The sequence below is a fragment of the Pseudarthrobacter sp. As-47 genome (assembly GCF_058215595.1).
In genome coordinates this window covers 3,121,601-3,135,472 of record NZ_CM177088.1, presented here as the reverse complement: position 1 = coordinate 3,135,472, position 13,872 = coordinate 3,121,601, and the positions used below count along the sequence as shown (strand labels likewise).

Annotated in this window: 23 protein-coding genes; 22 read left to right on the top strand and 1 reads right to left on the bottom strand. The window is 61.7% G+C overall.

The features are described 5' to 3' along the window. Window positions 1-223: 223 nt before the first annotated feature. Together tuf and AC4BCK_RS14510 are read left to right on the top strand one after the other, a co-directional pair. The gene (gene tuf, locus AC4BCK_RS14515) at window positions 224-1,414 is read left to right on the top strand and encodes an elongation factor Tu (protein WP_056334246.1); all 1,191 of its coding nucleotides are present in this window, start codon (window positions 224-226) and stop codon (window positions 1,412-1,414) included. A 101-nt stretch (window positions 1,415-1,515) separates the two neighbouring features. Then, window positions 1,516-1,641, top strand: a complete 126-nt coding sequence (locus AC4BCK_RS14510) for a protein BatD (protein ID WP_146072886.1) — start codon at window positions 1,516-1,518, stop codon at window positions 1,639-1,641. 30 nt (window positions 1,642-1,671) lie between these two features. On the opposite strand, the gene AC4BCK_RS14505 is transcribed toward AC4BCK_RS14510, so the two are convergent. Next, entirely contained in the window at window positions 1,672-3,108 is a 1,437-nt protein-coding gene (locus AC4BCK_RS14505) for a GH1 family beta-glucosidase (protein WP_363937016.1), read from the bottom strand. Window positions 3,109-3,519: 411 nt separating this feature from the next. Here AC4BCK_RS14505 and rpsJ point away from each other — a divergent pair, with 411 nt between their 5' ends. From rpsJ to rplO, 20 genes are all read left to right on the top strand, one after another. Continuing rightward, window positions 3,520-3,828: a 30S ribosomal protein S10 gene (rpsJ, locus tag AC4BCK_RS14500; RefSeq protein WP_003803825.1), complete on the top strand. Its 309-nt coding sequence runs from the start codon at window positions 3,520-3,522 to the stop codon at window positions 3,826-3,828. A 17-nt stretch (window positions 3,829-3,845) separates the two neighbouring features. Continuing rightward, window positions 3,846-4,496, top strand: a complete 651-nt coding sequence (gene rplC, locus AC4BCK_RS14495) for a 50S ribosomal protein L3 (RefSeq protein WP_013601833.1) — start codon at window positions 3,846-3,848, stop codon at window positions 4,494-4,496. A 4-nt stretch (window positions 4,497-4,500) separates the two neighbouring features. Next, complete coding sequence (gene rplD, locus AC4BCK_RS14490; RefSeq protein ID WP_174176734.1) at window positions 4,501-5,124, top strand: 50S ribosomal protein L4; 624 nt, start codon at window positions 4,501-4,503, stop codon at window positions 5,122-5,124. Further along, window positions 5,121-5,426 carry a 50S ribosomal protein L23 gene (gene rplW / locus AC4BCK_RS14485; RefSeq protein WP_102975110.1) on the top strand — a complete coding sequence of 102 codons (306 nt, stop codon included), beginning with the start codon at window positions 5,121-5,123 and terminating at the stop codon, window positions 5,424-5,426. The genes rplD and rplW overlap by 4 nt, the downstream gene beginning before the upstream one ends. A 29-nt stretch (window positions 5,427-5,455) precedes the next feature. Beyond that, window positions 5,456-6,295 carry a 50S ribosomal protein L2 gene (gene rplB, locus AC4BCK_RS14480; protein ID WP_066277871.1) on the top strand — a complete coding sequence of 280 codons (840 nt, stop codon included), beginning with the start codon at window positions 5,456-5,458 and terminating at the stop codon, window positions 6,293-6,295. A gap of 12 nt (window positions 6,296-6,307) precedes the next feature. Continuing rightward, entirely contained in the window at window positions 6,308-6,589 is a 282-nt protein-coding gene (gene rpsS / locus AC4BCK_RS14475) for a 30S ribosomal protein S19 (protein WP_003803803.1), read from the top strand. 38 nt (window positions 6,590-6,627) lie between these two features. Further along, a complete protein-coding gene (rplV, locus tag AC4BCK_RS14470) occupies window positions 6,628-6,993 on the top strand; it encodes a 50S ribosomal protein L22 (protein ID WP_009358304.1) in 366 nt (121 codons plus the stop codon). Further along, the gene (rpsC, locus tag AC4BCK_RS14465; RefSeq protein WP_013601830.1) at window positions 6,994-7,827 is read left to right on the top strand and encodes a 30S ribosomal protein S3; all 834 of its coding nucleotides are present in this window, start codon (window positions 6,994-6,996) and stop codon (window positions 7,825-7,827) included. Beyond that, on the top strand, window positions 7,828-8,244 hold the full coding sequence (gene rplP, locus AC4BCK_RS14460; protein ID WP_013601829.1) for a 50S ribosomal protein L16: 417 nt from the start codon (window positions 7,828-7,830) through the stop codon (window positions 8,242-8,244). 2 nt (window positions 8,245-8,246) lie between these two features. Next, window positions 8,247-8,591, top strand: coding sequence for a 50S ribosomal protein L29 (gene rpmC / locus AC4BCK_RS14455; protein ID WP_066277868.1), 345 nt, complete (start codon window positions 8,247-8,249; stop codon window positions 8,589-8,591). Further along, window positions 8,588-8,893 (top strand): 30S ribosomal protein S17, encoded by a 306-nt coding sequence (gene rpsQ / locus AC4BCK_RS14450; protein ID WP_013601827.1) that lies wholly within the window; start codon window positions 8,588-8,590, stop codon window positions 8,891-8,893. Before rpmC ends, rpsQ begins: the two co-directional genes overlap by 4 nt. Before the next feature lie 667 nt (window positions 8,894-9,560). After that, window positions 9,561-9,929 carry a 50S ribosomal protein L14 gene (rplN, locus tag AC4BCK_RS14445; RefSeq protein WP_009358299.1) on the top strand — a complete coding sequence of 123 codons (369 nt, stop codon included), beginning with the start codon at window positions 9,561-9,563 and terminating at the stop codon, window positions 9,927-9,929. Between the two features lie 3 nt (window positions 9,930-9,932). Further along, complete coding sequence (gene rplX, locus AC4BCK_RS14440) at window positions 9,933-10,295, top strand: 50S ribosomal protein L24 (RefSeq protein WP_102975106.1); 363 nt, start codon at window positions 9,933-9,935, stop codon at window positions 10,293-10,295. Beyond that, a complete protein-coding gene (gene rplE / locus AC4BCK_RS14435) occupies window positions 10,295-10,876 on the top strand; it encodes a 50S ribosomal protein L5 (protein WP_102975105.1) in 582 nt (193 codons plus the stop codon). The genes rplX and rplE overlap by 1 nt, the downstream gene beginning before the upstream one ends. 94 nt (window positions 10,877-10,970) lie before the next feature. Then, window positions 10,971-11,369 (top strand): 30S ribosomal protein S8, encoded by a 399-nt coding sequence (rpsH, locus tag AC4BCK_RS14430; RefSeq protein WP_041652213.1) that lies wholly within the window; start codon window positions 10,971-10,973, stop codon window positions 11,367-11,369. 18 nt (window positions 11,370-11,387) lie between these two features. Beyond that, window positions 11,388-11,924: a 50S ribosomal protein L6 gene (rplF, locus tag AC4BCK_RS14425; protein WP_104184331.1), complete on the top strand. Its 537-nt coding sequence runs from the start codon at window positions 11,388-11,390 to the stop codon at window positions 11,922-11,924. A gap of 2 nt (window positions 11,925-11,926) precedes the next feature. Further along, window positions 11,927-12,310 carry a 50S ribosomal protein L18 gene (gene rplR / locus AC4BCK_RS14420; RefSeq protein ID WP_490566046.1) on the top strand — a complete coding sequence of 128 codons (384 nt, stop codon included), beginning with the start codon at window positions 11,927-11,929 and terminating at the stop codon, window positions 12,308-12,310. Beyond that, window positions 12,307-13,029, top strand: a complete 723-nt coding sequence (gene rpsE, locus AC4BCK_RS14415) for a 30S ribosomal protein S5 (RefSeq protein WP_174176732.1) — start codon at window positions 12,307-12,309, stop codon at window positions 13,027-13,029. Before rplR ends, rpsE begins: the two co-directional genes overlap by 4 nt. A gap of 2 nt (window positions 13,030-13,031) precedes the next feature. After that, a complete protein-coding gene (gene rpmD, locus AC4BCK_RS14410; protein ID WP_174176730.1) occupies window positions 13,032-13,238 on the top strand; it encodes a 50S ribosomal protein L30 in 207 nt (68 codons plus the stop codon). Beyond that, window positions 13,239-13,727, top strand: coding sequence for a 50S ribosomal protein L15 (gene rplO / locus AC4BCK_RS14405; protein WP_174176728.1), 489 nt, complete (start codon window positions 13,239-13,241; stop codon window positions 13,725-13,727). It abuts the gene before it with no gap. Window positions 13,728-13,872 lie beyond the last annotated feature (145 nt).

Sequence of the window (13,872 nt, the reverse complement as noted above, 5' to 3'; positions counted from 1 at the left end):
TTCGATCCAGGAAAGCACAGCCGGTGCAGGTGGCCGGGGCCGGTCGGATTCGTCCGGCCAAGCCGGTTCCGGCCATCTGCACGAACAGGCTCGAGGGACTAGTATTAGTTCCTGAATCTGCAATTTCACCAATCCAAAGCCCCCCAAGTAGACTTACCTGAGTTTCCGCCGCGACAAGCGCGGCTGAAGGGTATGTCATTTGAAAACGTTCTAGGAGGAACCTGTGGCAAAGGCAAAGTTCGAGCGGACTAAGCCGCACGTTAACATCGGCACCATTGGTCACGTTGACCACGGTAAGACGACGTTGACGGCCGCCATTTCCAAGGTGCTGTACGACAAGTACCCGGATCTCAACGAGAAGCGCGACTTCGCGTCGATCGACTCTGCTCCCGAAGAGCGTCAGCGTGGCATTACCATCAACATCTCCCACGTGGAGTACCAGACCGAAAAGCGCCACTACGCACACGTAGACGCCCCGGGTCACGCTGACTACATCAAGAACATGATCACCGGTGCTGCCCAGATGGACGGCGCTATCCTCGTGGTCGCCGCTACTGACGGCCCCATGGCTCAGACCCGCGAGCACGTTCTGCTCGCCCGCCAGGTTGGTGTTCCCTACCTGCTGGTCGCGCTGAACAAGGCCGACATGGTTGACGATGAGGAACTGCTGGACCTCGTTGAAATGGAAGTTCGTGAGCTCCTGAGCTCGCAGGGCTTCGATGGTGACGAAGCACCCGTGGTTCGCGTTTCCGGCCTCAAGGCCCTGGAAGGCGACCCCGAGTGGGTCAAGTCCGTTGAGGACCTGATGGCCGCTGTTGACGAGTCCGTTCCGGACCCCGTACGCGACCGCGACAAGCCGTTCCTGATGCCGATCGAGGACGTCTTCACCATCACCGGCCGTGGCACCGTTGTTACGGGCCGCGCCGAGCGTGGAACCCTCGCCATCAACTCCGAGGTCGAGATCGTCGGCATCCGCCCGGTCCAGAAGACCACGGTTACCGGTATCGAGATGTTCCACAAGCAGCTCGACGAAGCATGGGCCGGCGAGAACTGTGGCCTCCTGCTCCGCGGTCTGAAGCGCGACGATGTCGAGCGTGGCCAGGTTGTCGTCAAGCCGGGTTCCATCACCCCGCACACCGACTTCGAGGCCAACGTCTACATCCTCTCCAAGGACGAAGGCGGACGTCACAACCCGTTCTACTCCAACTACCGCCCGCAGTTCTACTTCCGCACCACGGACGTAACCGGCGTTATCACCCTGCCCGAGGGCACGGAAATGGTTATGCCTGGCGACAACACTGAGATGACCGTTGCGCTCATCCAGCCGATCGCAATGGAAGAGGGCCTCGGCTTCGCAATCCGCGAAGGCGGCCGCACCGTTGGTTCAGGACGCGTTACCAAGATCATCAAGTAATTATTGGTGAACTGAAGAACAGCCCCGCTGCATCTGTAGCGGGGCTGTTCTTTTTGGTTAACGCGTCCCTGATACTGTTGCTGGACCGAAAGGAGTTCATCATGGGCTGGCTTATTTTCCTGATCATCGCAGTTGCCGTCGTCGCCGGCGTGTTCTGGGCCAAGAAGCACTTCCGCAACGAAATCGACCGCGCCAAGCGGATCAACCGGGCAAACAAGAACCTTTAGCCGCTACCGCGGCAGGCAGGGACACCTCGGCTACGCGCCCTTGGCTTTCCGTGCCCGGCTGAGTGCCTGGTACCAGTAGAAGGACTTTTTTGGGGTTCTTTCCTGCGTCTCAAAGTCGACATGGACCAACCCGAATCTTTGGGAGTAGCCTGCCGCCCATTCGAAGTTGTCCATCAGGGTCCACACATAGTAGCCGCGCAGGTCCACGCCGGCGGCGATCCCGCCGGGGGCTGTTGCGTCGAGGGCAGCGCCCAGGTGCGTCGCCAGGTACGTTACCCGTTCCTCGTCCGCTAAAGTTCCCGAGACGGTGTCCGGTTCCGGGAAGCTGGCACCGCCCTCGGTGATGTATACCGGGGGGAGGGCATCGCCGTAGCGGTCGTGAAGTTCCTTCAGCAGGACGCCCAGATGGTCCGGGGCCACCGGCCACCCGAACCCGGTGCTGCTGTATTCCGGATAGCCCACCTCATGGAACGGCAGCCTTGCCACCGCTTTATGCACGTCCGCGGGTATGGACGCCGACCCCTTGCCGAGCGCCACCTTCACCGGGAAGTAGTAGTTGAGGCCGTAGAAGTCCAGGGGCTGGTGGATGGTGTGCAGGTCGGCGTCGGAGATTTTCCCGATGGACCGAAGCCAGGGTTTGGCGTACAGGGGGAGCGAAGGGTAGCGGCCCAGGAGCACTGGATCCGCGTAGATCCTGTTCATGAGCAGGTCGTAGAGGTGCGCCACCAGCCGGTCGCCGATCTTTCGGCTTGCCGGCCGGACGGGGGCATGGAGGTTGGTGACGCCGATGCCGCCTGACACCCCGGCAGCGCGCAGGGCCTGCGCACCCAGCCCGTGGGCCAGCAACTGGTGGTGGATGGAGGGGAGGGCATCGAACATCAGCGCATGGCCGGGGGCGTGGACGCCGAGGGCATAGCCGTTCAGTGTCACGGATACCGGTTCATTCAGCGTGACCCACTGCGCCACGCGGTCCCCGAAACGCTCGCCCGCCGCACTGGCGTAGTCCCCAAAGCGTTCGGCGGTCTCGCGGTTCAGCCAGCCGCCGCGGTGTTCCAGCGGCAGCGGCGTGTCCCAATGGTAGAGAGTGGCCATGGGGGAGACCCCAGCAGCGAGGAGCTGATCGAGCAGCCGGTCGTAAAAGTCCAGGCCCTCCTTGTTGAACGCCCCCCGCCCGTCGGGCTGGATCCGCGGCCAGGACAGCGAAAACCGGTAGGAGTCCACGCCAAGGTCCTGGAGCAGCGCAACGTCCTCCGGCAACCTGTTGTAGTGGTCGCACGCCACGGCGGGGGAGTGACCGTCCATAATGGCCCCGGGCTTCTCGGCGAAGGCGTCCCAGCCAGAGGGGCCGCGGCCGCCGTCGGTCAGTGCACCCTCAATCTGGAAGGCCGCTGCCGCAACCCCCAGGGTGAACGACGGCGGCATGCGGTTCGCCAGTTGGGTCGCCGATTCAGTGCTTTCCAGAGTCATTCCCCTATCATCCATTCGGAAATGTCCGTGGGCAATGGTCCTGCTAGGGGCACCGGGCAGGACGCTCCTGACGGGACCGATTCGCTTCTGGCCATAAATTCCGGCATACTAGATGAGTTGTTCAAGCGCTTCTTCGTGTCCCGATCCGGATAATGCCGGGTGTCAGGGTCCAAGTGGAAGACCAAACATAACCCACTCCCCATGGATAGCGGATTTGTATGCGTGAAAAGCGCGACACGCCCGACCGCGGGGGTCGGTTGCGCCGGCAAGGTGAGGAACCCGGATTCATCCGGATTCAGTTTGTGCGGCGGGTGGTAGTTACGACTTCAAATGCTTCGGCAGCCATACAACGAGAAATGAACAGGGCAGCCCTAACCAGGGGAAGCACAGACTGAAAGAGAGTCAGGCGACATGGCGGGACAAAAAATCCGCATCCGGCTGAAGTCATACGACCACGAGGTCATTGACGTTTCAGCACGGAAGATCGTTGAGACGGTCACGCGCGCAGGCGCAACGGTAGTGGGCCCCGTGCCGCTGCCGACGGAGAAGAACGTGTACTGCGTGATCCGCTCTCCGCACAAGTACAAGGACAGCCGCGAGCACTTTGAAATGCGCACGCACAAGCGTCTTATCGACATCATCGATCCCACGCCGAAGGCTGTTGACTCGCTCATGCGTCTCGACCTGCCGGCTGACGTGAACATCGAAATCAAGCTGTAGGGAGGTGCTGAGAGACTATGACCGCAACCCGTAACGTAAAGGGCCTGCTGGGCACGAAGCTCGGCATGACCCAGGTCTGGGACGAGAACAACAAGCTCATCCCCGTCACTGTGGTCCAGGCAGATTCGAACGTCATCACCCAGCTGCGCAACGCAGAAGCTGATGGCTACGTCGCCGTTCAGATCGGCTACGGCCAGATCGATCCCCGCAAGGTCACCAAGCCGCTGGCTGGTCACTTTGAAAAGGCAGGCGTCACGCCTCGCCGCCACGTCGTCGAACTCCGTACCGCAGATGCTGCTGAGTACGAGCTGGGCCAGGAGCTCTCCGTAGAGGTCTTCGAAGCCGGCCAGAAGATCGACGTCATCGGCACCACCAAGGGTAAGGGCTTCGCCGGTGTTATGAAGCGTCACGGCTTCCACGGCGTTGGAGCTTCCCACGGTGCCCACAAGAACCACCGTAAGCCCGGTTCAATCGGTGGCGCATCCACCCCGAGCCGCGTCTTCAAGGGCATGAAAATGGCCGGCCGCATGGGCGCCGTTCGTCACACCACGCTGAACCTCACGGTCCACGCGGTTGACGTCGAGAAGTCGCTGCTCCTTATCAAGGGTGCCGTCCCCGGCGCCCGCGGCCAGGTCGTCCTCGTACGCACCGCCGTGAAGGGAGCCTAGTTCAATGGCTAACACTGTCCAGGTTGACCTGCCTGCAGAGATCTTCGACGTACAGACCAACGTGCCGCTGCTGCACCAGGTTGTCGTTGCCCAGCTCGCTGCTGCTCGCCAGGGTACCCACAAGACCAAGACCCGCGCTGAAGTTTCCGGTGCAGGACGCAAGCCGTTCAAGCAGAAGGGCACCGGCCGCGCCCGTCAGGGTTCCATCCGTGCTCCGCACATGACCGGCGGTGGCATTGTCCACGGTCCCACCCCGCGTGACTACAGCCAGCGCACCCCCAAGAAGATGATTGCTGCCGCCCTGCGCGGTGCACTGTCTGACCGGGCACGCAACGGCCGTATCCACGTCGTCGCCGAGCTGGTAGAAGGCACCAAGCCCTCCGCCAAGGCTGCACTTGCAGCGCTGCGCGGTGTTTCCGACCGCAAGAACCTGCTGGTCGTCATCGAGCGCGCCAACGATGTTGCCGCACTGTCCGTGCGCAACCTCGCCGGTGTTCACGTTCTGTACGCAGACCAGCTGAACACCTACGACGTTCTCGTCTCCGATGACGTTGTCTTCACCAAGGCTGCCTACGACGCATTCGTTGCCGGCAAGGCAGTGGCAAAGAATGAGGAGGATGCCAAGTGAGTGCAGCCACCATCAAGGATCCCCGCGACGTCGTGCTTGCACCCGTCGTGTCGGAAAAGAGCTACGGCCTGATCGACGAGGGCAAGTACACCTTCCTGGTGGACCCCCGTTCGAACAAGACCGAGATCAAGCTGGCCGTGGAGAAAATCTTCTCCGTCAAGGTCGACTCGATCAACACCATCAACCGTGCCGGTAAGCGCAAGCGCACCAAATTCGGATGGGGTACCCGCAAGAACACCAAGCGTGCGATTGTCACCCTCAAAGAAGGCACCATCGACATCTTCGGCGGTCCGCTCTCGTAGCGGAGACCACTTTAACGAGGAAATAAATTATGGGAATCCGTAAATACAAGCCGACTACCCCGGGCCGTCGTGGCTCGAGCGTAGCGGACTTCACCGAAATCACGCGGTCGACGCCGGAAAAGTCGTTGGTACGTCCGCTGCCCAAAAAGGGCGGCCGTAACAACACCGGTAAGATCACCACCCGTCACAAGGGTGGCGGACACAAGCGCCAGTACCGTCTGATCGACTTCCGTCGTCACGACAAGGACGGCGTGGACGCCCGCGTTGCTGAAATTGAGTACGATCCGAACCGTACGGCTCGCATCGCCCTCCTGCACTACGTTGATGGCACCAAGCGTTACATCATCGCCCCGAACAAGCTGTCCCAGGGTGACTTCGTAGAGGCCGGCGCCAACGCTGACATCAAGCCTGGCAACAACCTGCCCCTGCGCAACATCCCCGTGGGTACTGTTATCCACGCAGTTGAACTGCGTCCGGGTGGCGGCGCCAAGATGGGCCGCTCCGCCGGCGCATCGATCCAGCTCGTTGCAAAGGAAGGCCGTTTCGCCCAGCTGCGTCTGCCTTCCGGCGAAATCCGCAACGTTGACGTGCGCTGCCGCGCAACCGTCGGCGAGGTCGGCAACGCCGAGCAGTCGAACATCAACTGGGGCAAGGCCGGCCGCATGCGCTGGAAGGGCGTCCGCCCGACCGTCCGTGGTGTCGCCATGAACCCGGTTGACCACCCGCACGGTGGTGGTGAGGGTAAGACGTCCGGTGGACGTAACCCCGTCAACCCCAACGGTCAGCGGGAAGGCCGCACCCGCCGCCCCAACAAAGAGAGCGACAAGCTTATTGTTCGTCGCCGTCGTACTGGCAAGAACAAGCGATAGGAGCCTGGACACATGCCACGCAGCCTGAAAAAAGGTCCTTTCGTCGACCAGCACCTCTTTGTGAAGGTAGCCAGGGAAAACGAAAAGGGCACCAAGAACGTCATCAAGACCTGGTCCCGCCGTTCGATGATCATCCCCGACATGCTCGGACACACGATCGCCGTACACGACGGACGCAAGCACATCCCGGTGTTTGTCACTGAGTCGATGGTCGGGCACAAGCTCGGCGAATTCGCTCCCACGCGGACATTCCGCGGCCATGTCAAGGACGACCGTAAGGGCAAGCGCCGCTAGGCGCCTGCACTTACGTCAAAGACGAGAGAAGGAAAGCAATGGAAGCCAAGGCAATTGCGCGCCACATCCGCGTAACGCCTATGAAGGCCCGGCGCGTCGTCAACCTTGTTCGTGGATTGCAAGCGAATGAGGCTCTGGCAATTCTGAAGTTTGCCCCCCAGGCAGCTTCAGAGCCGGTATTCAAGGTAGTACAGTCGGCAATCTCCAACGCCCGGGTCCTCGCGGACCGCGACGGCGTTGCGTTTGACGAAGGTGACCTCATCATCAGCGAAGCGTTTGTTGATGAAGGCCCGACCATGAAGCGGTTCCAGCCGCGTGCCCAGGGTCGCGCATTTCAGATCAAGAAGCGCACCAGCCACATCACCGTGGTAGTCGCTACCCCGGAGAAAGAGGAGGCTCGCTAAGTGGGACAGAAAGTAAACCCGCACGGGTTCCGACTCGGCATCACCACCGATCACGTATCGCACTGGTTCGCTGACAGCACCAAGGCCGGCCAGCGGTACAAGGACTTCGTTCGCGAAGACATCCGCATCCGCCAGCTCATGTCCACGGGCATGGAGCGCGCCGGTATCGCCAAGGTTGAGATCGAGCGCACCCGTGACCGCGTCCGCGTGGACATCCACACGGCCCGTCCCGGCATCGTCATCGGCCGCCGCGGAGCAGAAGCAGACCGCATCCGCGGCGAGCTCGAAAAGCTCACCGGCAAGCAGGTCCAGCTGAACATCCTCGAGGTCAAGAACCCCGAGATGGAGGCACAGCTTGTTGCCCAGGGCGTTGCTGAGCAGCTGACTTCACGTGTGGCATTCCGCCGTGCGATGAAGAAGGCCATGCAGTCCGCGCAGCGTGCAGGTGCCAAGGGCATCCGTATCGCCTGCTCGGGTCGACTGGGTGGCGCTGAAATGTCCCGCTCGGAGTTCTACCGCGAAGGCCGTGTGCCCCTGCACACCCTCCGTGCGAACATCGACTACGGCTTCTACGAAGCCAAGACCACCTTCGGCCGCATCGGTGTGAAGGTCTGGATCTACAAGGGTGACGTCACCGCCAAGGAACTGGCCCAGCAGGCCGCTTCCGCCCCGTCCCGCGGACGCTCCGGCGACCGTCCGGGCCGCCCGGGTGGCGCTGACCGTGGTGACCGCCGCCGTCGTAACGACCGCCCGGCCGCCGACGCAGCTCCTGCTGCAGAGGCTCCGGCAGCTGAGGCTGCACCTGCTGCAGCTGTAGAAGGAGGACAGGCTTAAATGCTTATCCCACGTCGAGTCAAGCACCGTAAGCAGCACCACCCGGGTCGTTCCGGCGCTGCTACGGGTGGCACCAAGGTCTCCTTCGGTGAGTACGGCATCCAGGCCCTGAGCCCGGCATACGTCACCAACCGTCAGATCGAGTCTGCCCGTATTGCGATGACCCGCCACATCAAGCGTGGCGGTAAGGTCTGGATCAACATCTACCCGGACCGTCCCCTGACCAAGAAGCCTGCCGAAACCCGCATGGGTTCCGGTAAGGGTTCACCGGAATGGTGGGTCGCAAACGTCAAGCCGGGCCGGGTTCTCTTCGAGATCTCCGGTGTCGAGGAATCGGTAGCCCGCGAGGCACTGCGCCTGGCAATCCACAAGCTCCCGTTGAAGGCACGCATTCTGCGTCGCGAAGGTGGTGAATAGAAATGGCAGTAGGATCCAAGGATCTGGCTCCCGCACAGCTGGACGGTTTCGACAACGAGCGTCTCGTTGAAGAACTCCGCAAGGCCAAGGAAGAGCTGTTCAACCTGCGTTTCCAGTCCGCCACCGGACAGCTGGAGAACCACGGTCGGCTGCGCGCGGTAAAGAAGGACATCGCCCGCATCTACACCGTTCTCCGTGAGCGCGAGCTGGGCATTCGTGCCGAGGTTGCCGCACCGGTTGTGGAAGCCAAGGAAGAAAAGAAGTCCAAGAAGGCAGCAACCAAGAAGGCCCCCAAGGCTGAGGCCCCCAAGGCTGAAACGGTTGAGACCGAGGAGGATGCCAAGTGAGTGAAAAGGACGAGAACGTGACGGAAACTGCTACCGCAGCCACGGCTGAGCAGCGCGGTTACCGCAAGACGCGTCGCGGCTACGTGGTCTCTGACAAGATGGAAAAGACCATCGTTGTCCAGGTTGAGGACCGCGTGAAGCACGCCCTGTACGGCAAGGTCATCCGCCGTACCTCCAAGGTCAAGGCACACGATGAGAACAACACCGCCGGCATCGGCGACCTGGTTGTCATCGCCGAGACCCGCCCGCTGTCCGCCACCAAGAACTGGCGGCTCGTGGAAATCCTCGAGAAGGCCAAGTAGCACCTGCTGCTTCGGTATCCGGAAACCCCTGTTCCCTTTGGGAGCGGGGGTTTCCGCGTTAACCGGGGGAGTGCTCCGTCGTGGTGCCGTCCTGGGGCCGTCACGCCGGGCACTTTTCCGGGGAGCTCACGACGGCGGCGCCGCTTCTTTGCGGGGGAGCGTCCCCTGTGGTGCGCCGAAAGGCTGCCGTGCGTGACGCCGTCGTCCGCCCCCCGACGCTCTCTCACTTAACGTCGGCATTTCCCGATCGCTCTCTCACCTAACGTCGGCTTTTCCTGAACGCTCTTTCACTCTCCTGCGAGCGGCCATCGGGAGTGAGAGATGGTTTGCCCAAAAGGTGCAGGGAGTGAGAGGGGGCTGGCGGTGTTGCGGGGGAGCGCCGCCGGTGATATGGGGACTGGCCCGAGCTGTGCTAGGATATTGAGTTTGTATGGCGCCTTTCGTGCGCCGTCATCAACCTCGTAAACAAGCGTGCCACGGCATAGTGCCCCCTTGCGCCCAGGACTGGTCCTGGACCGGATGGGAGCAACTGCTTTTGGCACGGGAGTTTAGGCCTGGTCTGGCAAAATCCAGGCAGGTCAAGAGACACCCCGATCAACCGTTCCGCAAGGCTCATTCCGTAGGAAGATTTTCGGTCTGAGAACCGGCGCGACGCAAGGAGTAAATAGTGATTCAGCAGGAGTCGCGACTCAAGGTCGCCGACAACACGGGTGCTAAGGAAATCCTTACCATTCGCGTTCTCGGTGGATCTGGCCGTCGCTACGCAGGCATCGGTGACGTCATTGTCGCCACCGTCAAGGATGCAATCCCGGGCGGCAACGTAAAGAAGGGCGATGTTGTCAAGGCAGTCATCGTCCGTACCAAGAAGGAACGCCGCCGTGCGGATGGTTCCTACATCAAGTTTGACGAGAACGCAGCTGTGATCCTGAAGGGCGACGGTGACCCCCGCGGTACCCGTATCTTCGGACCGGTTGGTCGTGAACTCCGTGACAAGAAGTTCATGAAGATCGTTTCTCTGGCTCCGGAGGTGCTCTAGTCCATGGCTTCTAAGATCAAGAAGGGTGACCTCGTTCAGGTCATCACTGGTGCCAAGGCTGAGCGCGGCGGCGACCGCGGCAAGCAGGGCAAGGTCCTGCGCGTGTTCACCGACACCAACCGCGTGTTGGTTGAAGGCGTCAACCGCGTAACCAAGCACACGAAGGTCGGTCAGTCGCAGCGCGGCACCAAGACCGGTGGCATCGAGGTTGTTGAAGCCCCGATCCACATCTCCAACGTGGCCCTGGTTGACCCGTCCACCAAGAAGCCCACCCGCGTTGGCTTCCGCACTGAAACCGTTGAGCGTAACGGCAAGCAGCGCGAAGTCCGCATCCGCGTGGCCAAGAGCTCAGGGAAGGACATCTAATGACTGAGACTCTCGAGACTCCGGCAACGAAGATCGTTCCTCGTCTGAAGACCAAGTACGCAGAATCCATCAAGAGCACGCTCATTGAGGAATTCAAGTACCAGAACGTCAACCAGGTTCCCCGCCTCGTGAAGGTCGTTGTGAACATGGGTGTTGGAGATGCCGCCAAGGACTCCAAGCTGATCGACGGCGCTGTCCGCGACCTCACCCAGATCACCGGCCAGAAGCCGCAGGTAACTAAGGCCCGCAAGTCGATCGCACAGTTCAAGCTGCGCGAAGGCATGCCCATCGGTGCACACGCTACCCTGCGTGGCGACCGCATGTGGGAATTCCTGGATCGTCTTGTCACCCTGGCACTGCCCCGTATCCGCGACTTCCGCGGACTCTCCGGCAAGCAGTTCGATGGCAACGGCAACTACACCTTCGGTCTGACCGAGCAGGTTATGTTCCACGAAATCGACCAGGACAAGATCGACCGCGTCCGCGGTATGGACATCACGGTTGTTACCACTGCCAAGACCGATGACGAAGGCCGCGCGCTGCTCAAGGCGCTTGGTTTCCCGTTCAAGGCCGAAGACTAATCTAACTACGTAAAAGGTCCGGCGGCATGGCTTCTGACTCCGGTCAGGAAAGCAGCACCGCGGAAACCGTTACGAGGAAGGGCACGAGCCCACCATGACAATGACAGATCCTGTCGCAGACATGCTTACGCGTCTGCGCAATGCAAACTCGGCATACCACGACACCGTGACCATGCCGTACAGCAAGCTCAAGGCACGCGTTGCCGACATCCTCAAGGCTGAAGGCTTCATTGCCGGCTGGAAGGAAGAGGACGCTGAGGTTGGCAAGAAGCTGACCATCGAGCTCAAGTTCGGACCGAACCGCGAGCGTTCAATCGCTGGTGTTCGCCGTATCTCCAAGCCGGGCCTGCGTGTTTACGCAAAGTCCACCAACCTGCCGCACGTGCTCGGTGGCCTGGGTGTCGCAATCCTGTCCACCTCTTCCGGCCTCCTGACTGACAAGCAGGCCGGCAAGAAGGGCGTGGGCGGCGAAGTCCTCGCGTACGTCTGGTAACGGGAAAGGAAGAGAATAATGTCACGTATTGGACGTCTCCCCATCACCGTTCCTGCCGGCGTTGAGGTCAAGGTTGACGGCTCTGTCGTCAGCGTCAAGGGCACCAAGGGCGAGCTGAACCACACTGTGGCCAGCCCGATCGAGGTCACCCTGGATGCAGACACCCTGACTGTCGCCCGCCCGAACGACGAGCGCGCCTCCCGTTCACTCCACGGCCTGACCCGCACCCTGATCTCCAACATGATCGAGGGCGTCACCAAGGGCTACGAGAAGAAGCTTGAAATCGTCGGTACCGGTTACCGCGTTCAGGCCAAGGGATCCGACCTGGAGTTCGCTCTTGGTTACAGCCACCCGGTCAGCGTCACCGCCCCGGACGGCATCACCTTTGCAGTTGAGACCCCGACCAAGCTCTCTGTTTCAGGTATCAACAAGCAGCAGGTCGGCGAGGTTGCTGCCAACATTCGCAAGCTGCGGAAGCCGGACCCCTACAAGGGCAAGGGCATCCGTTACGCCGGCGAAGTCATCCGCCGCAAGGTCGGAAAGGCTGGTAAGTAACCATGGCCATCTCAATTAACAAGAAGCGTACGAACAAGAGCAAGTCTGCTTCGCGCAGCCGCCGCCAGCTTCGTATCCGTAAGCGCATCTCCGGTACGGCTGTACGTCCGCGTCTGGTCGTCAACCGTTCCGCACGGCACGTATTCGTCCAGGTTGTCGATGACACCAAGGGCCTGACCGTAGCGAGCGCCTCCACTCTGGAAGTCGACCTTCGTGCATTCGACGGTGACAAGACCGCCAAGGCCAAGCGCGTTGGCGAACTGGTTGCCGAGCGTGCCAAGGCTGCCGGTATCGAAGCCGTTGTCTTCGACCGCGGTGGTAACAAGTACCACGGCCGGATCGCCGCCGTCGCTGACGGTGCACGTGAAGGTGGGCTGTCACTGTGACGGAAGCAAACAAGGAAAAGGACACTGTGTCTGCAGATCAGAAGGCTACTGAAGCCACAGCTGCCGCTGAGACCACTGCCCCCGCAGCTGCCGACGACCGCCGTGGCGGCGCTCGTCGCGGCGAGCGTGGCGACCGTGGCCAGGGCCGCGGCGACCGTGGTGGCCGTGGCGGCCGCGACGGCGGCCGTGAAGCCGAGAAGAGCCAGTTCGTAGAGCGCGTCGTCACCATCAACCGCGTTTCCAAGGTGGTCAAGGGTGGTCGTCGCTTCAGCTTCACCGCCCTGGTCGTCGTCGGTGACGGTAACGGCATGGTCGGCGTTGGCTACGGCAAGGCTAAGGAAGTTCCTGCCGCAATCGCGAAGGGCGTTGAAGAAGCTAAGAAGTCCTTCTTCCGCGTTCCCCGCGTTGGCAGCACCATCCCGCACCGCGTTCAGGGTGAGGCTGCTGCCGGCGTCGTAATGCTGCGTCCGGCATCCGCCGGTACCGGTGTTATCGCCGGTGGCCCGGTCCGTGCAGTACTGGAGTGCGTGGGCATCCACGACATCCTCTCCAAGTCGCTCGGTTCCTCGAACGCCATCAACATCGTTCACGCGACCGTTGATGCCCTGAAGCGCCTCGAAGAGCCGGCAGCAGTGGCAGCACGCCGCGGCCTGCCCCTCGACGAGATCGCTCCGGCGGCTCTGGTGAAGGCACTCCTGAACCCGAAGGCAGGTGCCTAGTTATGGCTAAGAACCTGGTTCCCTCCGACGTCCAGTTGGAGATCACTCAGATCAAGTCCGCCATTGGCGGCAAGCAGAACCAGCGCGACACCCTGCGGTCCCTCGGCCTGAAGCGTATCGGACAGACCGTTGTCCGCACCGCTGATGCCGTGACCGTGGGAATGCTCAACACGGTTCCGCACCTGGTAAAGGTAGAGGAGGCGAAGTAAATGGCAGAGAAGAAAACTGCTGACAAGGCACAGGCTGCTGAGAAGCAGAACGCCCTGAAGGTTCACCACCTGCGTCCCGCCCCGGGTGCCAAGACCGCCAAGACCCGTGTTGGTCGTGGTGAAGCATCCAAGGGTAAGACCGCTGGCCGTGGCACGAAGGGTACTGCAGCCCGCTACCAGATCAAGGCTGGCTTTGCCGGCGGCCAGCTGCCGCTGCACATGCGCCTGCCGAAGCTGCGCGGCTTCAAGAACCCGTTCCGGGTTGAGTTCCAGGTTGTAAACCTGGACAAGCTCAACGAGCTGTTCCCCGAAGGTGGCGCAGTCACCGTGGAGAACCTGGTCGAAAAGGGTGCCGTTCGCAAGAACCAGCCCGTCAAGGTGCTGGGCACCGGCGACATCACCGTCAAGGTAGACGTCACCGCCCACGCATTCTCGGCCAGCGCCGCTGAGAAGATTGCCGCAGCAGGCGGAAGCACCACCGCTCTCTAGAGCCGGTGGGCGCCAAGCCCGTTGTTGAACTCCCGGTCCTGGGGCTACCGCCCCGGGGCCGGGAGTTTTTCCATCCGCCCGCCGTTTTTTCGCCGCCATCCGGCGCAGCGGCGCCACCGCGGATTGTTCGCAGGGCGCATACACC